Source organism: Ruegeria sp. O6 (assembly GCF_056535045.1).
The window spans coordinates 1-21287 of the sequence record NZ_JBQERM010000025.1; the positions used below are offsets into that span (position 1 = coordinate 1).

The 21287-nt window shown below is 55.1% G+C and carries 17 protein-coding genes; 4 read left to right on the forward strand and 13 right to left on the reverse strand.

The annotated features are described in order from the left end of the window. The coding region (locus ACR0DY_RS19310; RefSeq protein ID WP_480856504.1) for a hypothetical protein at nucleotides 1-511 on the forward strand (511 nt) is incomplete at its 5' end. Between the two features lie 308 nt (nucleotides 512-819). Here the strand turns inward: ACR0DY_RS19310 and ACR0DY_RS19315 are convergent. From ACR0DY_RS19315 to ACR0DY_RS19350, 8 genes are all read right to left on the reverse strand, one after another. Continuing rightward, nucleotides 820-2322 carry a M81 family metallopeptidase gene (locus ACR0DY_RS19315; RefSeq protein WP_480484896.1) on the reverse strand — a complete coding sequence of 501 codons (1503 nt, stop codon included), beginning with the start codon at nucleotides 2320-2322 and terminating at the stop codon, nucleotides 820-822. Next, entirely contained in the window at nucleotides 2322-3968 is a 1647-nt protein-coding gene (locus ACR0DY_RS19320) for an amidohydrolase (RefSeq protein WP_480547590.1), read from the reverse strand. Before ACR0DY_RS19320 ends, ACR0DY_RS19315 begins: the two co-directional genes overlap by 1 nt. A 12-nt stretch (nucleotides 3969-3980) precedes the next feature. Continuing rightward, entirely contained in the window at nucleotides 3981-4904 is a 924-nt protein-coding gene (locus tag ACR0DY_RS19325) for an oligopeptide/dipeptide ABC transporter ATP-binding protein (RefSeq protein WP_480489328.1), read from the reverse strand. Continuing rightward, nucleotides 4901-5881 (reverse strand): ABC transporter ATP-binding protein, encoded by a 981-nt coding sequence (locus tag ACR0DY_RS19330; RefSeq protein ID WP_480484899.1) that lies wholly within the window; start codon nucleotides 5879-5881, stop codon nucleotides 4901-4903. The genes ACR0DY_RS19325 and ACR0DY_RS19330 overlap by 4 nt, the downstream gene beginning before the upstream one ends. After that, entirely contained in the window at nucleotides 5878-6735 is an 858-nt protein-coding gene (locus tag ACR0DY_RS19335; protein ID WP_480484900.1) for an ABC transporter permease, read from the reverse strand. The genes ACR0DY_RS19330 and ACR0DY_RS19335 overlap by 4 nt, the downstream gene beginning before the upstream one ends. Nucleotides 6736-6747: 12 nt before the next feature. Then, nucleotides 6748-7686 carry an ABC transporter permease gene (locus tag ACR0DY_RS19340; protein ID WP_480484901.1) on the reverse strand — a complete coding sequence of 313 codons (939 nt, stop codon included), beginning with the start codon at nucleotides 7684-7686 and terminating at the stop codon, nucleotides 6748-6750. 85 nt (nucleotides 7687-7771) lie between these two features. Continuing rightward, nucleotides 7772-9337 carry an ABC transporter substrate-binding protein gene (locus ACR0DY_RS19345; protein ID WP_480898979.1) on the reverse strand — a complete coding sequence of 522 codons (1566 nt, stop codon included), beginning with the start codon at nucleotides 9335-9337 and terminating at the stop codon, nucleotides 7772-7774. Between the two features lie 21 nt (nucleotides 9338-9358). Then, nucleotides 9359-11335, reverse strand: coding sequence for a CocE/NonD family hydrolase (locus tag ACR0DY_RS19350; RefSeq protein ID WP_480484903.1), 1977 nt, complete (start codon nucleotides 11333-11335; stop codon nucleotides 9359-9361). Nucleotides 11336-11463: 128 nt separating this feature from the next. Between ACR0DY_RS19350 and ACR0DY_RS19355 the strand changes: the two genes are divergently transcribed. Further along, nucleotides 11464-12225 (forward strand): helix-turn-helix transcriptional regulator, encoded by a 762-nt coding sequence (locus ACR0DY_RS19355; protein ID WP_480484904.1) that lies wholly within the window; start codon nucleotides 11464-11466, stop codon nucleotides 12223-12225. An 817-nt stretch (nucleotides 12226-13042) separates the two neighbouring features. Here the strand turns inward: ACR0DY_RS19355 and ACR0DY_RS19360 are convergent. The 5 genes from ACR0DY_RS19360 to ACR0DY_RS19380 form a co-directional block, all read right to left on the reverse strand. After that, a complete protein-coding gene (locus ACR0DY_RS19360; protein ID WP_480547586.1) occupies nucleotides 13043-14281 on the reverse strand; it encodes a Tm-1-like ATP-binding domain-containing protein in 1239 nt (412 codons plus the stop codon). A 26-nt stretch (nucleotides 14282-14307) separates the two neighbouring features. Next, nucleotides 14308-15792 carry an aldehyde dehydrogenase gene (locus tag ACR0DY_RS19365; protein WP_480547584.1) on the reverse strand — a complete coding sequence of 495 codons (1485 nt, stop codon included), beginning with the start codon at nucleotides 15790-15792 and terminating at the stop codon, nucleotides 14308-14310. 8 nt (nucleotides 15793-15800) lie between these two features. Further along, nucleotides 15801-17333 carry a tripartite tricarboxylate transporter permease gene (locus tag ACR0DY_RS19370; protein ID WP_480547582.1) on the reverse strand — a complete coding sequence of 511 codons (1533 nt, stop codon included), beginning with the start codon at nucleotides 17331-17333 and terminating at the stop codon, nucleotides 15801-15803. A gap of 10 nt (nucleotides 17334-17343) precedes the next feature. Next, the gene (locus ACR0DY_RS19375) at nucleotides 17344-17880 is read right to left on the reverse strand and encodes a tripartite tricarboxylate transporter TctB family protein (RefSeq protein WP_480484908.1); all 537 of its coding nucleotides are present in this window, start codon (nucleotides 17878-17880) and stop codon (nucleotides 17344-17346) included. Nucleotides 17881-17942: 62 nt separating this feature from the next. Further along, nucleotides 17943-18872 carry a tripartite tricarboxylate transporter substrate binding protein gene (locus ACR0DY_RS19380; RefSeq protein WP_480484909.1) on the reverse strand — a complete coding sequence of 310 codons (930 nt, stop codon included), beginning with the start codon at nucleotides 18870-18872 and terminating at the stop codon, nucleotides 17943-17945. 106 nt (nucleotides 18873-18978) lie between these two features. On the opposite strand from ACR0DY_RS19380, the gene ACR0DY_RS19385 reads away from it, so the two are divergent. Both ACR0DY_RS19385 and ACR0DY_RS19390 read left to right on the forward strand, forming a co-directional pair. Then, nucleotides 18979-19791, forward strand: a complete 813-nt coding sequence (locus ACR0DY_RS19385) for an IclR family transcriptional regulator (RefSeq protein WP_480484910.1) — start codon at nucleotides 18979-18981, stop codon at nucleotides 19789-19791. A gap of 1 nt (nucleotide 19792) precedes the next feature. Beyond that, nucleotides 19793-21145, forward strand: coding sequence for an aminotransferase class III-fold pyridoxal phosphate-dependent enzyme (locus ACR0DY_RS19390; protein ID WP_480489338.1), 1353 nt, complete (start codon nucleotides 19793-19795; stop codon nucleotides 21143-21145). Nucleotides 21146-21287 lie beyond the last annotated feature (142 nt).

Sequence of the window (21287 nt, forward strand, 5' to 3'; positions counted from 1 at the left end):
GCCAGACAGCCTGCCGGGCTGGCAGGCGCTTCAGGCCGAAGCCTCGGGCGGTGGCTACAAGGTGCTGTGGCAAAATGCGAACGGGTCATATGCTGAATGGACCACGGATGCTTCGGGGCAATACCAAGGCGGTGTTAGCATCGCCAATGTTGTGGATGTCGAAACCTTCTACAGTCACGATATTGATGGAAATGGGACCATCGGTCCTGCTCAACCAAAACTGAGCGCTTTGTTGGCACCGGAAAACAATACCGTGACGGTGGCCGAGGAGTCCGGTGCCTCCGAATGGGACGAAGATGTCGACTATCTGGAATTCGTGCCAGACTTGCCCACCTTCCAGAATGAGGAAGATATCTATGGATTGGTTGTCTCTTGCGTGAAAAACAACATTTACGGGCCTTCGACAACCATCCTGGAAGCTGTGTGGCAAGAAGCCACAGACAATGTGCCAGAAGAGGATGCCAACCTGACAATTGCATCCTTGCTGGAGGATGACAGCTTCTTTTGGTAATGTTGACCCCGCTCAGTAGGAGATGCTGATCGCGCTGCGATTGCCTCGGATACATTTCTGGTGCGAGAGAAGTGTATCTATGCCGAAGAAACGATTCAGTGATGTGCAAGTTGCCTTTGCGTTGTAACAAGCTCTGAGAGAGACGTGGGTCAACTGGTGTATGAAGATGCATTTTGGCCGACTGGCCTCAGGGAATCGTATTCAAGATCCAATTGGGGTCAGGTTTATGTGGACGGCTCAAGGCTGACTCTTCGGGGTTGAGATATTTGAATCCATTGGGGCGTATCGCACGTCAACAAACTTTCGTTTCACGTCACGTCAAAGGAGGTATGGCGACAGTTGGCCAACCTTCTGTTGATACAAGAATAAGGGACCTTTCCAAGGTCGCAGAGGAAAACCCCAGGCGCAGCGACCGCATATACATGGCTTGCAATTGGTTCGAAATCCGCCCGGAAATGCGCTGTGCTTTTGACGCAGATCACCGAATAACTCAGAGGGTTTAACCCGATATGTGTGAAATGTGCGCGATCCAGGCATTGGTTTCGTATGCTTGTGACGACAAGGTCGATCTCGGCGTCGTGTCCAACCAAGCGAAGCGCAGCTGTCTTGCCAAGCGTAGCTGTTCCGCCGCCATACATTTCACCGGTATAGCGGCATGTGCCATCACTTAAGGAAAGCACTTCAAACTCTGCCCTGAATGGAACATGTCCGGCCAGGTTCGACTTTGCGCCGATAGCCAAAATGATCCGTGCGCCCTCCCCTGCCGCATGGGCCTGAATGGCACTTTCCGGATCATGGAACAGACCCATCAGAACGTTTTTTACCCCGCCCTCAATCAAAGCGGCCAGCAGCCCCGTTGTATCTGACGTTCCGCCTGCGCCCGGATTGTCCTGAACATCGGCTAGAACGATGGGTTTTTCGCGCCTTTGACGACATGTGGAAACGGCCTCTTCCAAAGACAACATCTTACATTCAAGATTGGCCTCACGGGACAGGAACATGCTGACAATCTCTTTGGCAGCGGCAGCCGCTTTTTCAGCAGTCAAGGCATAAGCAAGGCAGGATGGTCCGGTGTCAGGATAATCCGCCGCCGTAAAACCAAGAGCGATCTCTGCCAGAATGCCTTGCTGTTCAAACCTGACAGGCAATTGATAGATATCACTGATCGGCGCAGAACCCGTGTGTTGCGCATGCAGGGGGATCAGGTAAGGCACCGGTTGGAACGTTTTGTATAGGGTTTCACCCGCCAGCAGGCGACGCAAGACTGGAACGCATCGTGCACCCGCTTCCGCCATATCCAAATGTGGGTAAGTGCGAAAAATCGACAGGTAGTCTGAGTGTTTGACCATTTCGGTGGAAATGTTGGCATGAAGGTCCAAACTTGCGACCACTGGAACGTCTGGACCCACAGTTTCACGAACGCGACGCAAAAGCTCTCCTTCACCGTCAGCAAGGCTTTCGGAGACCATAGCTCCGTGCAGATCAAGATAGACACCGTCAATCTGGCCTGCGCCCCATATTCCGTCCAACAGCATCCCGCAGATCGTTTCGAATGCATGATCGGTGACATGGGCGGACGGTTCGGCAGAGCACCACAAAACGGGAATGACATCAAATCCCGTTGCCTGTGCCGCGGCGGTGAAACCCGCGATCGGAAGGTTCATGCCCCCGGTTTCCAGAAGAACCTGTGAACCATGCAGCATTCCCGGCCAGGAATCCGCCATCTCAAACTCAGGCATCCCAGCTTTCGTTACACCGAAACAGTTGGTTTCATGTTGGAACCCCGCGATCACAATACGCTTGGTCGCCATTATGCGTGCTCAAACTCTTGTTCAGTACACACAGCGGAAAAAACCCTTTCGCCATAGCGGATGGTTTCAAGCACGACAGTGTCTGACAGGCGGTCCGGGTCGTGCAGTGGATTGCGCGAAAGAACAACAAAATCTGCAATTTTACCCGGTTCTATGGATCCGCGTTGATCTTCCTTGAACACCTGCCAAGCGGCTTCGATGGTTTGGGCCCGCAGGGCTGAAATAACGCTGATCTTCTGATCCTCGCCAAGCACACGGCCAGAAGCGGATTTTCGGTTCACCGCGCAATGGGCAAGATGGATTGGACGCGTCGGTGTGACCGAGGCGTCGTTGTGGATCGTGTATCGCACGCCATACCGTTCGGCTGACGCCGCCGGCGATATCCGTTCGGCTCGCTCGGGTCCCAGGAAAGTATCGTAATGACGATCCCCCCAAAAGAAGACATGGGCGGGAAAGAAGCTGACGGTCAGACCAAGCCGGGCCATACGCTCCAATTGGTCATCCCTCAGAACCTGGCCATGGATAATGGTATGTCGATGATCCTGGCGCGGGTGTGCAACAAGCGCCTTTTCCACCGCATCTATGAACATCTCGGCACCGGCATCGCCATTGCAGTGGCAGTGAATCTGCAAGCCCTGACTGTGGAGCTTTTCTACATCCGCAACCAGCTGCTCTTGCGAGGTATAGGTCATTCCACAAGGATTATCAGGGCTGGCAGGTTTGAAATATGGAGCAGACAAATACGCGGTCTGTAACTGAAAGGCCCCGTCCGTAAACAGTTTGCGCGGACCCAGCGAAAAATGCGGGTTGCCCGGCCAGCTCGTTCCAATCCAACGCGAAGATAACTCTGGCTCCAGATCTCCGACGGGCAAAAGCTCGATGTCAATTCCCGGATCCTGATCCGCAGGCAGGCTGGCGAAGTGGTCCAGCATGGGCTGCGATGCCCAGGCATTTTGGGCATAGGTCACACCATGGGCCAGGTATTCGCTGCGGCAGGCGTCAAAACCCCGCCAAAACCGGTCGCGGTCAATCAGGAAATCAGTATCGCCCATTTCACCCATGGCCGACAGCCCTTCCATCAATCCGGTCAGTGCTCCGGTTTCCGGATCGCGGCCATAACGGCCCCCCTCTGGATCAGGAGTTTCACGAGTTATCCCGCGTCTTTCCAGCGCGAGAGAATTTGCCACGCCATTATGACCCGACGCGTGAATGACCCAGATTGGATGGCGTTGTGACACGCCGTCCAGTTCGGCCCGTGTGGGCATTCGACCTTCCAGAATGGACGTATTGTCAAAGGACACCCCCATGACCCATTCACCCTCGGGTGTTGCACTCGCCTTTTCGTGAAGCCTGTCCAACGCCTGTGACATGTCTCTGCAATCCCCTAAAGGCGGCGAAGACAGATCGACACGGAACAGCTTAACAAAGCCGGGATCGGGAAAGTGCCCGTGTGGGTCGATAAAGGCGGGCATCAGGGTACGACCCTTCAGATCATGCTCGTGCGCATCCGAAGGCATGCGGGCGCGCAACTCAGCCTCGGCCCCCACTGCCTGAATTCTGTTGCCGTCAGTCAGCACCGCCTCTGGTGAAGAGTTCTGCGCATCCATAGTCAGGATGGTGCCGTTGAAGTAGAGTGTGCTTGGCATTGGATTTCCTAGTTACGACAGCGGGGCCAGACAACGCAGCCCATGGCCGCCCTTTACTTCCCATTCCGGGGTTTGGGTGCAAATGTCTCTGGCAAAGGGGCAACGCTCGCGAAACTCACAGCCAGATGGCCGCTTCAGCAGGCTGGGAGGCTCCCCTTTGAGGGCGATCCGTTCCAATCGCGCATCCGGGTCCGGCTCGGGGTTGGCGCTCAGAAGGCAGCGGGTGTAGGGATGGCGCGGGTTGTTGAAGATCGTTTCGGTTGTGCCCTCCTCGACCAAACGGCCCAGATACATGATGCCCATTCTGTCGGCCACGTGACGCACGACGCTGAGGTTGTGCGTGATGATGACCATCGCCAGCCCCAGCCTTTCGCGCAGTTCGTTGAGCAGGTTCAGCAACTCACCCTGAACCGAGACATCAAGACCGGCAGTCGGCTCATCCGCAAGGATCAGCTTGGGTTCCAGCGCCAGGGCGCGCGCGACGCCCACGCGCCGGGCCTGACCTCCTGACAGCTGATAGGGATAGCGATCGGCAAAATGCGCGGGCAGGTTCACCATTTCCAATAGGCGCTTGGCCTCGGCATCCAGATCGCGATCTTTCATACCCTGAATGCGATAGGGTTCGGTGATCAGGCTGCGGATTGTCAGGCGGGGCGACAGGCTACCGACCGGGTCCTGAAACATCATCGCCATGTCTTTACGCAGCGGGCGCATGACGCTTTCCGGCGCGCCCCGAATTTCCCGACCTTCGAATGTGACCGAACCGTCCTGTGCAGGCGCAAGACCCGCAATCGCGCGGATTACCGTCGTCTTACCCGATCCGCTTTCACCAACCAGAGCGTAAGTTTCGCCAGGTTCTACGGTAAAGCTGACACCCGCCAGAACATTGACCGGTCCATAACTGGTTTTAAGATCCACGACATTCAGCAAGCTCATGTTGCGACCTCCTCGTGGTTCAGCCAGCATGCGGCGTGGTGGCCTTCTTTCAGTTGATCCAGTGGCGGCACATCGGTCGCGCAGCGCGCCATGGCCTGATCGCAACGGTCCCGAAAGATGCACCCCCCGGGCAGGTTGGCCAGATCAGGCACTTCACCGGGGATGGTGGGCAAAACGCGGGCGCGTTCTTTGATGTGGCCGGGATCACATTCGATCAGACGACGTGTATAGGGGTGTTTAGGGTTGTGGAAAATCTCACGCACATCGCCGCTTTCGACAACGGCTCCTGCATACATCACCACCACCCGGTCGCAGAGTTCCGCGATCACGCCCAGATGGTGCGAAATAAACAGAATGGCACAATGAAACTCGCGCTGTAATTCTTGTAGGCGCTCGATGATCTGTACCTCAAGAGTGGCGTCCAATGCAGTGGTTGGCTCATCCGCGATCAAGAGGTCCGGCTCGGACATCAACGCCATTGCTATGGCGATCCGCTGGCGCATCCCACCTGAGAACTCATGCGGATACTGCTTCAGGCGCGCTTCGGGATCGGGGATGCCGACAGCACCCAGCATCTTGGCTGCGTGGGTCAATTTATCCGCCTTTGACTGCTTTGAGCGATGCTGAATGTCCAGCATCTGCTGCCCGATGGTCAGAACCGGATTGTGCGTTTGCATCGGATCCTGGAAGACAATGGATATGTCTGCACCGCGCAGGTCGCGCATCTGACGCTCGGAAGCCTTCAACAGGTCCTGCCCTTTGAAACGAACCTCACCTTGACGGAACCGCGTATTGGGGGCGGTCAGGCGCAGGATGGATGAGATCAGGGTGGATTTGCCGCATCCGGATTCCCCGACAATACCAACAATTTCACCCTTGTTGACGTTGAATGTGATGTTCCTCAGGGCCTTAAGGTCGCCACGGCCCGTTTCGTAGTCAACACTCAGGCGGTCGATTTCCAGCAGTGTATCGGTCATCGCTGTTTCCTCAATTTCGGGTCGACCACATCACGTAGGCTTTCGCCCAGGAAAGTGAATCCAAGTGTTGCCAGAATGATCGGCAGGCCCCCGCCCACCACCAGCCACGGTGTTTGGCGGATCAGGGAATAGCCATCCTTGAGCAAGGCTCCCCAACTGGGTGTCGGGGGTTTCACACCCAACCCCAAAAATGACAGCCCGGCCTCCAGCGCGATGACGGTGGGTATATCCATGGCTGCTAAGACAGCCAGAACCCCGATGATATTGGGTAGCATGTGCACACCCAGAATACGCGTCATGCTGGCCCCCATTGATCGCTCTGCCAGAATGAATTCGGAATTGCGAAGCGTCAGGGTCTGGGTTCGCGCCACGCGCCCATATGTCGGGATCGAGGTCGCCATGACCACGAATACAACTGTCTGCAAGCTGGGCCCGACAAGGGCCACAACAGCCAGTGCAAACATCACCGTCGGAAAGGACCGGATGGTATCGAAAAACAGCATCAGCAGGTTGTCGAGCCATTTCGGCCCGTACCCGGCTATCATGCCCAAAGTCAGGCCAATCGCCATCGCGCCGAAAACAGCTGGCAGCGCCACTTTAAGCGCAACCTGCCCCCCAGCAATCACCCGCGAAAACGTATCGCGACCCAGCTGATCCGTGCCCAGCAGATGCGCCGCGGACGGCCCTTGCAGGCGGGATTTGATATCCATGGCAATGGGATCGTAAGGCACAATCCAGGCAGCAAATATCGCGCAGAACACGATGGTCCCAACGATTATCAAACCCATTAACCCAAGCGGGTCGCGGGCAACCCCGACTATGATCTGGCCAAGTTCGGAACGAGATTTTACCATCACTCCGCCTCCTTAATGAGCCGTGCGTGCGCGTGGATCGAGTAGCGCGTTGATCAGATCGGCCAAGGCGGTCGACACAACGAACAGTGCCGTTGATACAAGGACCGAACCCATCACAATCGGATAGTTTCGGGTCGTGATGCTGTCGATGACCAACTTACCCAAGCCTGGTCGGGCAAAAACGATTTCGGCAAAAACGGCTGAGCTGAGCAGAAAGCCCATCCCGACCCCGATCACGGTGACCACGGGTAGAATTGCGATACGCAATGCGTAAACCATGACCACGCGACGTTCCGCGATACCAAAGGCCCGGGCGGTACGCACATGGCTTTCACCCATGACCTCGAGCATCGACGCCCGTACCAGCCGTGCGATATATCCTACCCAGCTGAGCCCTATGGCGAATGCAGGCAAAACCAGATGGTCAAGGCGGTCCCAGAACCCCTCTCCTGCCCCAATGGCGGGAAACCACTGCAAATTAACGGCGAAAACCAACAAAGCCAAAAGCGCAACAACAAAGGCCGGAGCGGCAACAAAACTGACGGAAATTGCGGCGGCGATCCGGTCGATCATCGTGTTTGGATGCGCAGCCGCATAAGCGCCAAGTGCGATACCAAGACTTGCGGACCACAGGATTGATGCAAAAATCAGCTCCAGAGTGAACGGCAATTGCTGAAACACAATCTCAGTCACAGACCGACCCGAGAAGACATCGGTGCCAAGGTCACCCTGCAAAAGGTTCGAGTAAAAGATCAGCAGCTGTTTCCAGATCGGTTGATCAAGACCAAGTGCGGCGGTGAGTTGGGCCTGAAGCTCGGGTGTGGCGCGCGGACCCAGCATGATCTGGACCGGATCGCCTGGTACAGCGCGGATCATCAGGAACATGACGGTGACCGCCACGAAAAGGATGAGCAGCGACAGCCCGAAGCGACGGGTTGCGAAGTTCAGCATGGCCAACTGGCTCCTTGTGGCTGGATGGCGTTGGTTATGGAGCGGCGAGTGTCAGCGCCCGCCGCTCCCTGTCGACCTGGGGAGGTCAGGTCGACTTGCCAAAGTAACGCAGCAGCGACAGCCCATCCGGGCGCAATGCAGGAATGACACCTGCGCTGTGAATGACCGGTGTTGCCTCGTGTGTGATGAAGCGATAGGCACCGCTTTCTTCCATCAAGTCCTGCGCACGCTGGTACATTTCAGCCCGCTTTGCGATATCTGTTTCCCCAGCCGCAGCTTCGTGGATTTCGTTGAACTCTGCGCTGTTAAAGCGTTCCCAATTCCACTTGCCAATTTGCTCGGGCGTAAACCACGACGTCGCATAATACGGGTCCGGCGTCATCGAATAGCGGTTCAGAACAAGTTGCAGGTTTTCGTTGTCGCCAGACGCCCAGAACGCACCGGATTCCAGAACATTCACCTCAACTGTGATACCGATTTGCGCCAGCGTCGCCTGAATGATCTGTGCAGTTGTCGTGAACGTTGTCTTGTTTAGCGTGTCGAGGGTCAGAGTGACGTTGGTTTCACCCGATTCCGCAAGCAGTTGCGCCGCTTTTTCGAAATTTGCCTCAGGTGGCACCAGCGAAGACGGCCGATGCCCAGCCAAACCCGGAGCAATGATCCCGGTTGCCGGTTCGGCTGCACCAAAATAGGCAGCCTCCAGAATGCTGGGGACATCTATGGCATGTTGAATCGCCTGTCGCAGCTTCTGATTTTGCAGCTTTGGATGTTCAACATTCATTCCCATCCAGACATAGTAAAGCGAGGGTTTCTCAACCAGCGATCCTCCATTGGGAACACCAGCGCGATAACGTTCGACTGAACCCAGCGACACGCGAGTTACGTCCAGTTCGCCCGCTTCAAACGCGATCTCGGCGGTGTTTTCGTCGTCGATCGGATAGATCTCGATTGTGTCCCATGTCGGAGCATCGCCCTTCCAGTCGGGGTTGCGCTTAAGAACCGTTTTTTCCTTGGGCGACCAGCTGTCCCGCAGATATGGGCCGGACTCTGCCACCGGATCAGCACCGATCCGGCCACCGGCTGCTTCGACCGCTGCTTTCGAAACAATGTTTCCGGTGATGTAAGGCAGGGCAATTGACCAAATCGGTGCGAAGGGTTTGTTCAACACAATCGTCCCTTCGCGTTCACCGGTCACTTCAACATGGCTGAACGGTCCCAGGTCGGGTTTGTTTGGGCTGTCGGTCGCGTCATCCACGATCCGTTCCATGCTGAACTTGACGTCCTCGGCGGTCATGGCGCCAAAGCCGTTGGTGAAGCCGATATCGCCACGCAATGCAAACTTGATATGGGTGGGGTCAACCTGCTCGATCATCGTTGCCGCGTCGAGCTGCCAGCCCCATTCCTCGCCTGGCTTATACTGGATCAGCTTGTTGTAGATCGAGGCATGTACCTCTTCTTCCACGACACCAACCGAGTGGGCCGGATCCATATTCTGTGCATCGCCGTAGGCCCGTACCCGCAGAACACCGTCGTCTGCTGCAAATACGCGATTTGCCCACCCCATCGGAAGCGCCGTGGTCGCTCCAAGCGCGGTTGCGCCTTTCAGGAACCCGCGACGACCAACATTGGCCTTTGTCCATTCTATCTTCATAGTATCCTCCCTAGGATTAAGTCAGAGAAATCCGCGTGGAATGGTTTCCGACCATTCCTTTGTCAGGACTTCGGTTTCATCGGCACCTTCGGTGGCGCGAAGTTTGCGGTAGAGGTAGAAATTCTGCGTGTCGCAACTCATGCGGCACTCGGTCGAGATGGCGACCTGCCACTCCGCCCGTTCGAATGTGAAATTCCAGGCCGTCTCAAACCGGGCAGTGGCCGGGTCATCCGGGTTAATGCCGTAATGCATGCGCACATCACTGCCGACAATCAGGCCGTGATAGGGATCGCGTGATTTACCATAGTCGTCAAACGTCTCAAGCACGATCCGGCCGTCTTCTGTTTCTTTACGTTCGGAATGCGACGCAGGTGTCCGCAATTGATCGGCTGCAAGAACCGGAAACTTCGGCGCCGGACCGGGTTCGGAAGCTTGGATTTCACGCGATACTTCGCGCACCGGCAAATGCAGGGCGCAGTCCTGCAAATGCAATGTCACCTGTGCCTGGTTTGGCGATGGCCAGATGATTGGCCAGTAGGACGTCGACAGGGCCAGCCGCAACACATGACCCTCACGCAGTCGATGCGCACATTCGTTTAGGGCAACCTCGGCCTCATATTCCTCGCCGGGTTGTAAGAATTCAGGTGTCTCGTGATCGCGGAAATGGCATAAGTTCAACGACCGGTAGCTGATGCGCTGTGAAATACCCTCGGGTGATACATCGCATAGGCGCGCAATAATCTGAGCGACAGGCTTGTCTACTGAAAACCGAAACTTCAGTCTTGCGCGCCCCAACAATTCCAGCGGCGCACGCAATGGCGCGCTGTCAAAGCACAGCGACAATGCATCGTCGCTTGCCTGGTCGTCGGGCAGCTCGTTATCGATCCGCATACCTGCACAAAAATACCCGCTTTGCATGCCCAAATGGCAGGGCGACGAAATGGCTGCGGAACCTTGGGCTGGGGTAGGGGAAAATTCGCCCGGTGCCAGATGCCAGATCTGTTCATGTACGTGCGGCGATGGCCAGCGACCTTCAGCTATCCAGCGACCTTGCCGAGGGCTGTTTTTTGGTGTCGGGTTGAAATGCTCCTGCATGTATGTCCGGTACGCAGGCAAATCTTCTGCGCCGTTTTCCTGTTCTTTCAACCAGCGATCAAACCAGCCGATGACTTCGGAATGGAAATCCGCAGGATCAATTTTCGAGATATGCGCGTATCGATGCTCCCATGGCCCGATGACGGCCTTGGTGGGCGATGTCAGGTTGGCTGTCAAAGCAGGCGGGGCATTTACATACGCATCTGCCCAGCCGGTTATGGCCAAAACCGGGGTTTGGATAGCAGACCAGTCTTCGCAAACCGAGCCGTGCTTCCAGTATGTGTCCCGTGTCTGATGACGCAGCCAATCGGCGGCTGAAAATGGAACGTTTTGCAGCCGCATCAGCCAATCCTCTCGCCAGTCTGCGCGTAAGGCCGGATCTGCGGGCCTGGTCAGATAAGCGAACATCTGACTACCCCAGTTCATGTTGTCGCTCAGCAGGCAACCACCCATGAAATGGATGTCATCTGCATAGCGATCCACGGTCGAGGCGACGCTGACGACGGCCTTCAACGCAGGCGGTTGCCGGAAAGCCAGTTGCAAACCATTAAACCCACCCCAAGATATTCCGATCATCCCAACGTGACCGTCGCACCAATCCTGCGCTGCGATCCATGCGATGACTTCTTCACCATCACTCAGTTCCTGTTCCGAGTATTCATCGTCGAATTGCCCTTCGCTGTCGCCCGTACCCGCTATATCGACCCGAACGCAGGCATAGTCAGCCTCGGCAAATACCTTATGTGTTGTTTCATCCCTGGGCGCTGTGCCGTCGCGTTTGCGGTAAGGCAGGTATTCCAGAATGGCCGGAGCTGGACCGGTTTCGGGTAACCAGAGTCGAGCAGCAAGCCTCCGCCCGTCGGAGAGTGTGATCCATGTGTTTTCGACGGTTTTAACTGGCATCCGAGAGCTTGTTTTTTGCGAGCTGATGCCGAAGAAGAAAACAATTTGCAGAAAAAACAAATTGTGCAATCTTATGCGAAGTGATGCTATTTGCAGCGAAATAGCGTCAAATAGCGAAGGGTTTTTCCATGTCCCAGTATTTTTCTGCCAACCTGAAGTCGCTATGCGCAGAACACGGCAATATTTCAAAGATTTGTCGGGATATTGGCGTCAACCGGCAGCAATTCAATCGGTATCTGAATGGCTCCAGCCTGCCTTCGGCCCACAACATGCGTCGGATCGCGCGCCATTTCGGCCTGACAGAAGCCGAACTGTTCGCTGAAACTGCTTACTTTGAGCAAATGCTAAAGGACGTCTTACCACCATCCGGAAAAACGCCCGCAGACGCGTTTCTGGATCCTTTTCGGGGCCAACACAAAAACCTCAGGCGCTATGTTGGTTTCTATCACTCGTTTTTCTGCACGCCTTCCTGGGAAGGGAAGATATTTTGTTCGTTAATCCGTATTCAGGAAGTTGATGGGCTTTTCACAATCCGGTCCCGCGAAATTGCCACATCACAAGACAAAAGCATGCACCAGATTTCCCGTTACGTTGGTTTGGTGACAATGCGGGGAAACAGGATATTTATAACCGAACATGAGTTGATGCGCGAAGGCAGCGTTGCCAATACCATCTTATATTCAGCGCACCGCCAGCAACTAAAGTATCTGCGGGGAATGACGATGGGTGTTGCTTGGCGCCCTTACCCGCATCCCTACGCCGCCAAAACAATCTGGAAGCGCCTGCACGAGCGGGTAACCGCGCGTGAGGCCATTGCCGCCTGTGGTATCTACTCAACCCATAGTACCAAGATTGATCCAACTGTCAGGAAACACCTTACCGAGGAGTGAAGTGTCGGAAGGATGTATGTGACGCTCTGTTTTTTCTGGATCACACCCGGCATATCAATTTGGCTTTGCTATTCTGCTTACGCGTGTCCTTTTGGTGGTGCGCGGGTGTAAAGGTACTAGGGACGTTACCGTTTTTTGTACCGTAGCCCATAGATAGTGACCCAACAGTTCATAGTGACACGATCAACTCGAGCTTTTTGCTCCGATAGTCACTGTCTGGTCCAATCAAACCGGACACGTGTTCATCAGAATGATCGCTTTTCTCGTATTACTCGTCCAGATATGCGAAAGCCGATATCCTTGTTCCTTGCCGTCGCGGTCTAAAGCAATTTCTGCACCGAAGATCAGACTGAATCCGCGTGCGTTTCCAATAACGGCACGTTTCTGAGCCAGCGCTTCCATTCATTTGCGAGCATGCAATCCCACATTTTTCGCGCTCTCCAGCAATTGCTGTCTTTGATCTCTTCCAATACCGCCATCGCTGCAGCACAGAAAACGGGGTTGCTATTAAACGTATTGAAATAGCGATAGCACTTAAGAAAAGTAACAAAGAATTCTGCTCGTGTAACAACACCACCCACCGGATGGCCGTTCGTCTTTGGTTTCCCCAGTGTCACGATACCTGGCAGGATACTCCTTCACCCCTAACAAAATGGACCGGGTCGCCTTAGAGGGATAATACATTGGGTCCAAGCAGCTTTGTCTTGTCGGCAATAAGCTGACCTTTTTCCTGTAATGGTATGCAACTTTCGCAGGTATCCCTCGAGGCGGCGCCACGGCGTCCGAAGGTTAAATGCATTTGTTGGAATGACGAAGGTCAGCGATTTTTGCTGATTACACCCTGCTCGACCCAGGCATCAAATTGCACGAGGACCGCTTCGCTGAACGTGTGGTCGTTGATATGAGCGTCAAGTTCTGTCATCGGCACACGACCCGGTATAACCATGCGTGCCTCATCCACCATATCTGCCAGTGCATCAGGGTCATGCGCCGCCTCGCCTTCTTTGTCCCATGCTTCAACCCCCTGAACAGGCAGGAAAAAGTGGACAGGTCCCGTTGCGGCCTCCATTCGGTTGGCCAGTTCACGGATCCAAGCGCGGCGTTCATCCCCATTGAAGACGGAACTCTTGATCAGTCGGTTATGCACGTGAAACGGACGATCTGAATATTGGTCGGGGATGTCCTGCCAGCCCGCGAAATCCAACAGGTCCAACGCTCCGGGCGCGATCATCTGCGGTGTGCCTACGCGACCTGCACTGGTTACACGCTCCTCGCCGCTGGACACGACAGAGCCCGCCATAAAATTTCCGAATTCCTGCATGCAGAAATCCATCACGCAGGCAAATGCGCCCTCGCCGGCCAGCTTTTCAAATGCCATGCCACCCATGCCGGTAGAGTGGAAAACCGCCACCTCAAAACCGCGTTCCTCCAACGCCGGTTTCAACGTCTTCATGTAGCGCAGACAAGACGAGCCAAGACTGGTCATTCCAATCAATGGCTTGCTGCGGTCCGGTGCAATAGCGGCCTTGGTCGCGCCAACAACTGCCCCGGCTGCCTGGCTGAGTGAAGACTGGCAAATCGAATTCATACCATAGAGCCCGCCGGCCCACAGGATCATCTGAATATCCGGCGCCAGACGATGCGGAGGGATCAGAGGAGAAAAGCTGACCGTAGACACAATGTATTTTGGCACACCCATCGGCAGCGCTTGTGCACAGTCCAGTGCCAGATCGGTGCCCATGGTACCGCCGGTGGCCAGCATCCCGTCAAAGCGGCCATCGGCATAGGCCTGGGCAACCACTTTTGCGGCACCCGCGGACATTACCCGAAAAGCTTTATTTTCATCCCCCTGTGCGATGACTTCATCAATGGTCATGCCACCGGCAGAAGCGACGTCGTGCTTGGAGATGTCGGTTGGCGTCTTGGGATCACCCAGCACTGAGACATCCATTGTCAGTACATCAGCGCCCTGTGCGTGAATTGCGTTTTCAATGAAACGCATCTCGGCTTCTTTCGTGTCATAGGTGCCGATCAGCAGGATCGTTTTCATAGTCATAAGCTCCTCCTTCGTTCCGCCGCCATTCAGAGCTTGATCCAGGCCGTTTTCAGGTCGAAGTATTTCTCAAGCGCGTGCAAAGACTTGTCGTGCCCATTGCCGGACTGGCGCACTCCTCCAAGCGGTACGGTCAGATCAGCACCGCCATAGGTGTTCACATGCACGACGCCTGTGCGGATACCAGCCACCATACGGTGGGCGCGGCCAAGGTTAGATGTCCAGACACCGCCAGCCAGGCCATACACGGTGGCGTTCGCCAACCGGATCGCGTCTTCTTCGTTTTTGAAGGGGGTCACCGCCAGAACGGGGCCAAAGACTTCGTTCTGAAACAAGTGGTCCGTCTCTTTTACCCCGGCCATTACGGTCGGAGACATATAATAGCCGCCACTCTCCATCAGGATGCGATTACCACCGGTGCGCCGCTCTGCCCCTTCCGCCTCGGCTTTGGCAACAAAATCCAGATTGGCCTCAAGTTCCGGCAGGCTGTGAACGGCACCAATCTGGCTGTTCAGGTCCAGCGGATCGCCGACGCGAAAGTTTTCAGCATGGCGCGAGACTTCGGCCACGAAATCCTGGTAGATATCTTCCTGAACAAGAAGGCGAGAGCCAGCAACGCAGACTTGACCGGAGTTGCGGAAGATTCCCGCTGCGGACACTTTGGCGGCCTCGGCCAGATCCGGGGCGTCGTTGAAGACGATGTTGGCTGACTTACCGCCCAACTCAAGGTAGCAGCGCTTCAGATTGGAACGAGCTGAATACTCCAGCAACCGACGACCCGTCGCACCTGACCCAGTGAACACCATAATGTCTACATCCATCGACAGTGCCAGTGCCTCGCCCACAACCGAGCCGCGCCCTGTCACGACGTTGAACACGCCATCCGGAACCCCGGCTTCAGCAGCCAGTTCAGCAATCTTCAAAAGGCTGAGCGAAGCGCTTTCTGCGGGTTTCAATACTACGGAATTGCCTGCCGCAAGGGCCGGAGCAATTTTCCAGCTGCCGATCATCAGCGGAAAATTCCACGGTACGATTGCACCCACCACGCCGACCGGGGCATGGTGTACGAGGCCAAGAATATCGTGACTGGTTGGCGCGATCTGGCCATAAATCTTGTCGATTGCTTCGGCATAGTACCGAAATGTCGCCGCCGCCGAAAGCGCCTCGGCTTTATAGGCCATGCTGATCTCGGTGCCGTTGTCGCGCACCCCCAGAACAGAGATGTCCAGCGCACGCTCTTCGATCAGATCCGCCAACCTCAGCAACACTTTCTTGCGTCCTGACGGTGCCATTTCGGACCATCGCCCGTCCTCGAAAGCAACCCGAGCGGCCAGGACGGCAGCTTCAATGTCCGCCGCGCTGCCATCGGCGATCCTAGTCAGAGGTCGGCCGTCGATGGGGGACAACACTTCAACCTGTGCACCCGTTTCACCGCCAGTGAAATTGCCGTTAATGAAATGGCCGCGCGGGGCGACTTGCTGCATTCGCAGCGCGTCGATTAGGGACTGATCCATGGATATTCTCAACCTTGTTGATTTGGGTGATCTGCATCGACGGGTTCGGCGTTTGGTTCTGGTCGCAGCTTGTTTCTGAACTCGAAGTACAGAGCCCGAAAGTGCAGAATGAGGATCAGAACAATCATACCGAACAAGATGGCGGCAATCGGTCTATCAACAAAATCCAGCGGTGAATTAACCCGAGCCATGGCGCTGCGGAGCTTGACCTCCATAATGCCGCCCAGAACCATGCCGAGGATGATCGGAACAATCGGCAAGTCCAGCCGTTTGAGGATCAGACCGAAAACTCCAAATGCCGCGGCCAATGCACAGTCGGTGATCGAGTTGCGCAGGCTGTATACACCAACAAATGCCAGGATCAGGATCATGATGCCCAGAAAACGAGTTGGAATCTGAATGATCTTCAGAAGCAAGTTGGTCGAGAACAGCAAAAACACCAGAACGATCACGTTCAGCAGGATCAACGCCATATAGAGGGCCATGACGAAATCCATCTGGTTTTCGAACAGCTGCGGCCCGGGTATCACATTGTGCACGTAAAAGACTGACAACATCATTGCCGTCAGTGCCTCGCCGGGAATGCCCAGCGCCAGCAGCGGGATCATCGCCGCTCCGGGAACAGCATTGTTTGCGGATTCAGAAGCCACCAGCCCTTCGGGCGAACCATCGCCAAAGGCTTCTGGATTTTTAGAGGTTTTTTGGGCGTATGTGTACGATAGGAATTGCGAGGTGAACTCGCCGGTGCCCGGCACCATCCCCATGAAAACGCCGATGCTGGATGACACGGTTGCAATACGCTTGAGACCAAGCAGCTCTTTTAATCCCGCAAAGATGCTTCCGCCAACATGTGCTTCACCCGGTGCATGGTTTTTTTCCAGCAACAGAAGCAATGCCTGACTGATTGCGAACAGCCCCAGCACAACAACAATCAGGTCTACCCCAGAAGCCAGCCAGCTTTGCTCGAACGTGAAACGACGGGTGTATTTGACCGGCTCCAGCCCGACAGTGTTCAAGAACAGACCAAATGCCGCCAGCATGCCCGCTGCAAAGATCTGGCCGCGATGAGCGAGAATTACCAATATGATGCCAAGCAACGCGGCTAGGAAAATCTCACGGCTGCCAAAATGCGGGGCAACGAGTGCTAGGACGGGAGACAAGAGCATAAGGCAAATTATCGAAAAGATGCCTCCAAAAAATGACGCCGAATAGGCCAGTGACAACGCCCGATGACCCTGGCCGCGCTTCGTCATTGGATAGCCGTCATAGGTGGTCAAGGCATTGACTGCAGTGCCCGGTGTATTGATCAGGACGGCAGGGATTGCACCGCCATACATCGAGGACCCATAGATGCCTAGCAGCAGGGTCAGGCCAACGATGGGTTCAAACGCGAAAGTGGCGGGTAACAGAATGGCAATTGCCACCGGCGCTCCCACCCCTGGCAGAGCGCCAATAATCACGCCTCCGATTGACCCGATCAAAAGCGCAACGATTACCGGCCACTGCGCAAGTATCGAAAAACCTGATAATAGAGCATCCATCAGCGAAACCTCAAAGATACGTCAGCGCAAACGCGCGAACCGTGTCGGGTAAATACTCATAGAGAGCGCCGGCCGGGATTTTCACCTGCAAGAAAGCCCTGAAGATGACCGTGACACAAACGCCGAACAATGCGGCACAACCGATACCCTTAGCATCGCGAAACCCGGTGCGAATTGCCAAAAACACGGCAAATATTACCGTCGCGGGAAGATACCCAAGCAAGGGAACAGCTTTTACGTAAACGAGGAAGTAGAAAACATATTCAAACGACCTCAACCAGAATGCCACTTCGGTCCACCGTCCGTGACGCCGCTGTGACATTGCTGAACTGAGCCAGTGCAGAAATCCGAAAATCACCATGGCCCAGAGGGCTATCATTGGCCAAAGACTGGGTTGCGCAAACCACTTGGTTCGCTTGACGATTTGTGTCTGCTCGTCCAGCTGCATTAACAAAAAGACAGCAAACGCAAGGAACACGAACGCAAAAACTACATCGCCAGGACGGCGATATCGTTTGAACATGTCCTGTAAGGTTTTCGCGATCATCTCTACCTCCCCACCGATTAAAATAGGCCCGGCAGTTTGAATCCTGCCGGGCCAATCTTGAGTTATTCGCCCAGAATCTCTTCGATTTTGGCGAAAGAGGCTTTGTCTTTTTCAATCTGCGCGTTGGAGGCGTCCGGGTCCTGCCAGTAGATCAGTGCACCTGTTTCCTCGGCAAGCTGCTTGGCTTTGTCGGAGCTCAGAGCCTTTTGAGCGGCTGCCGAGATCTTCTCGCGCGCCTCTGCCGGGGTGTCTTTGTGAACGAACAGACCGTTCCATAGTGCCAAAGGCAGGTCAGGATTTAGCTCGACAACAGTCGGAGTGTCAGGGACCAGGGGAATCCGCTCACCGCCGATGCTGGCCAGAACATTCACCTGATCTAAGCAGGGTAGTATAAGTTGAAGTGTCGTGTTGATCACGTCCACGTCGCCTGAAGTCAGGGTGTTGCAGTCCAGAGCATCAAATGCGGCTTCACTGGCGAAATCAAACCCGCTGCTGACAGCAGCTGCGAATGTCACCTGGGTGGGGGGCAGGACAGAGCCGAAATGCCCCAGTGCAACATCGTTATCTTTGCCATGTTCCACCAACTCCTCCCAAGATGAGAAGGGTGCGTCTTTGCTGGACGCTATCACGAACGGATAGGTCAGGAAGATGCCAATTGGGTCAAATGGGTTGGGGTTCAGCTCTGGAATGCCAATCTCGGGGCCAATCACCGGCACGCCTATTACAAAAGAGCCGACCGTATAGCCATCACCCGGAGCAGTGGCGACTTCGACAGCACCAGGGAACGGACCACCACCACCGCCAGGCTTGTTCACGACTGCTGCTGGTACGCCGTACATTTCCTGAAATTCATCTGCGATCAGACGTGTCAATACATCCTCCAGATCGCCCGGAGGCCACGGAACGACGAAGGATACAGGTTTCTCTGGATACTCAGCGAAAGCAGCTGATGCAGAGACCGCCATTACGGCAGCGGTAAGAATTTTCTTCATAGACTCCTCCCATTGATGGTTCAAATAATGAACCGATAAGTCATGTTTATTGTTGCGTTGTTAATTACATTGTGTCAAGTATTCTCTTAAGGAGGAGGAGTAACTTATGGGAACTGCTCTTAATGCTTTGAGATTGTTGGAGTTATTCTCCAACGCACGGCCCGAAATCGGGCTGACCCAGATGGCTCGGCTATCTGGTGTCAATAAGGCGACTGTTCTTCGGCATCTGCGTGAACTGGAAGAGTTCGGATTGATCGAGCAGAATCAGGGAACAAAATCCTTTATGATTGGCCCGGCGGCACTGCGTCTTGCCGCGTTACGCGAGATTGCAAATCCCGGCCTCAAAGCAGCGCGCCTAAAAATGCAGGCCGCGATGCAACAAGCAGGAGAAAGCCTGCACCTTTCTCTTCTGGAAAATGATGTTCTTCAAACGGCGCTAGTGGTCGAGACAACTCAGCACAGCGTTCGAGTTAGCCTAGACCCCACGGAAGTCCTTCCGCTCAACGCCACAGCCTCAGGGTTGTGCATGCTTTGTTTTGGCCCTCCTGCACTTTTGGAAGGCCTCAAAAATCGCGACTTGCCCCGTATTACTGCCTCTACGCTAACGAACCTTGAACTCATTCAAGAACGTCTCGTCGAAGTAAAGGAAACCGGTTGGTCCTATAGTAACGGAAGTTTCGAAACCGGTGTTCATGGCTTTGCAGCCCCGGTTTTCGGAATTGATCAACTGGCGCTTGGGACGGTTTCATTCGCGGTTCCTGAAATCAGAACCGCAGGCGACCGGCAGCCGCCCCTACTGAATACCCTGAAACAAGTTTCGCAAGAGCTTACGGCAATCTTTGGTGGCCAGGCTCCTGCAAACTTTCCAACTGAGTTTCGACCGAGTGTTCGGTCGGACGAAATTCCCGGAGAATTTTGAAATGAAGGATTCCAACTTCCTGAAGGAAAACAACGCCCGCTATTTTTGGCACCCGATGGCGCACCCTGCCGACAGCCAAAAGAACCTACCAACCATTTTGGTCGGCGGCGAAGGGGTTAGCATCATCGATGTGGACGGCCACAAGGCCATCGACGCCGTGGGAGGGTTGTGGAACGTCAATCTGGGTTATTCCTGCGAGCCAGTGAAGCAGGCGATTGCCGACCAGCTGAACGCTTTGCCCTATTATTCAACTTTCCGTGGCACCAGCAACGACAAGGCGATCGAATTGTCATACGAGCTGGCCCGGTTCTTCGAGCCAGATGGATTGACCCGCGCGTTCTTTACTTCGGGCGGCTCCGATTCGGTTGAAATCGCACTGAAATTGGCACGACAGTACCACAAGGTACGCGGCGAGGACGGGCGCACCAAATTCATAAGCTTGAAACAGGGGTACCACGGGACCCATTTCGCTGCAGCGTCGGTCAACGGCAACCAGAAGTTCCGTGCTGCCTACGAACCGATGATGCCTGGATGTTTCCACATCCCGGCACCATGGACTTATCGCAATCCCTTCGACGAGACCGATCCCGAGCGTTTGGCACAGCTTTGCGTCAAAGCATTGGAAGCTGAGATTGCGTTCCAGGGCGCAAATACTGTTGCAGCGTTCATCATGGAACCTGTTTTGGGTGCTGGTGGTGTAATTCCACCGCACGAGAGCTTCATGCCGTTGGTGCGCGAGGTCTGCTCGAAACACGGCGTTCTGTTGATCTCGGATGAAATTATCACAGCCTTTGGCCGCACCGGCAGCGAAAGCGGAGCCCGGCACTGGGGTGTGCAGCCTGACATTATGACGACGGCCAAGGCTATTACGAACGGGTATTTCCCATTCGGCGCTGCGATGATTTCCGGTCAAGTTGCCGAAGTGTTCGAACGCGACACCACTGGCAAAGCGTCCGTCGATCAGGGCTACACCTATTCCGGCCATCCGGTCGGAGCGGCAGCAGCCTTGGCAGCACTTGCGGAAATTAACCGCCTGCGGGTGTGGGAGAACGCCGCCGCTCGTGGGGATGAACTGTTTACCGGCCTGAAAAGGCTGGCCGACAAGTACGACGTGGTCGGCGACGTGCGCGGCGGTGAGGGCCTGATGTGTGTGCTGGAACTGGTCTCGGATCGCAGCACCAAAGCACCGATTGCCAAGCATCTTCCGTTGCAGGTGCAGAAGGTTGCATATGATGACGGTGTCATGGTCCGGGTGTCGGGTAACAACATTATTCTGTCGCCACCACTGATCATCACGGCTGACGATGTGTCCAAGATCCTGTCGGCGCTGGATACCGGTTTGGCGAGCCTTTAAAATCTTCCCTGACCTCGCCGTTACAAGGCGGGGTCAGACTTTGACGGCTTGTAGTTCTTCGAGCAGGTCGAGGAGTTGGTTGAGTTTTTCTCGTCCCATTTGTTTTTCGATGCTTTGGTAGATCTGCAGAGAGGTTCCGAGG

What these genes read in the sequence shown, in the direction of transcription:
- ACR0DY_RS19315 (WP_480484896.1), bottom strand. Translation starts at nt 2,322, where the DNA reads ATGGCGACCAAGCGTATTGTGATCGCGGGGTTCCAACATGAAACCAAC.
- ACR0DY_RS19320 (WP_480547590.1), bottom strand. Translation starts at nt 3,968, where the DNA reads ATGCCAAGCACACTCTACTTCAACGGCACCATCCTGACTATGGATGCG.
- ACR0DY_RS19325 (WP_480489328.1), bottom strand. Translation starts at nt 4,904, where the DNA reads ATGAGCTTGCTGAATGTCGTGGATCTTAAAACCAGTTATGGACCGGTC.
- ACR0DY_RS19330 (WP_480484899.1), bottom strand. Translation starts at nt 5,881, where the DNA reads ATGACCGATACACTGCTGGAAATCGACCGCCTGAGTGTTGACTACGAA.
- ACR0DY_RS19335 (WP_480484900.1), bottom strand. Translation starts at nt 6,735, where the DNA reads ATGGTAAAATCTCGTTCCGAACTTGGCCAGATCATAGTCGGGGTTGCC.
- ACR0DY_RS19340 (WP_480484901.1), bottom strand. Translation starts at nt 7,686, where the DNA reads ATGCTGAACTTCGCAACCCGTCGCTTCGGGCTGTCGCTGCTCATCCTT.
- ACR0DY_RS19345 (WP_480898979.1), bottom strand. Translation starts at nt 9,337, where the DNA reads ATGAAGATAGAATGGACAAAGGCCAATGTTGGTCGTCGCGGGTTCCTG.
- ACR0DY_RS19350 (WP_480484903.1), bottom strand. Translation starts at nt 11,335, where the DNA reads ATGCCAGTTAAAACCGTCGAAAACACATGGATCACACTCTCCGACGGG.
- ACR0DY_RS19355 (WP_480484904.1), top strand. Translation starts at nt 11,464, where the DNA reads ATGTCCCAGTATTTTTCTGCCAACCTGAAGTCGCTATGCGCAGAACAC.
- ACR0DY_RS19360 (WP_480547586.1), bottom strand. Translation starts at nt 14,281, where the DNA reads ATGACTATGAAAACGATCCTGCTGATCGGCACCTATGACACGAAAGAA.
- ACR0DY_RS19365 (WP_480547584.1), bottom strand. Translation starts at nt 15,792, where the DNA reads ATGGATCAGTCCCTAATCGACGCGCTGCGAATGCAGCAAGTCGCCCCG.
- ACR0DY_RS19370 (WP_480547582.1), bottom strand. Translation starts at nt 17,333, where the DNA reads ATGGATGCTCTATTATCAGGTTTTTCGATACTTGCGCAGTGGCCGGTA.
- ACR0DY_RS19375 (WP_480484908.1), bottom strand. Translation starts at nt 17,880, where the DNA reads ATGATCGCGAAAACCTTACAGGACATGTTCAAACGATATCGCCGTCCT.
- ACR0DY_RS19380 (WP_480484909.1), bottom strand. Translation starts at nt 18,872, where the DNA reads ATGAAGAAAATTCTTACCGCTGCCGTAATGGCGGTCTCTGCATCAGCT.
- ACR0DY_RS19385 (WP_480484910.1), top strand. Translation starts at nt 18,979, where the DNA reads ATGGGAACTGCTCTTAATGCTTTGAGATTGTTGGAGTTATTCTCCAAC.
- ACR0DY_RS19390 (WP_480489338.1), top strand. Translation starts at nt 19,793, where the DNA reads ATGAAGGATTCCAACTTCCTGAAGGAAAACAACGCCCGCTATTTTTGG.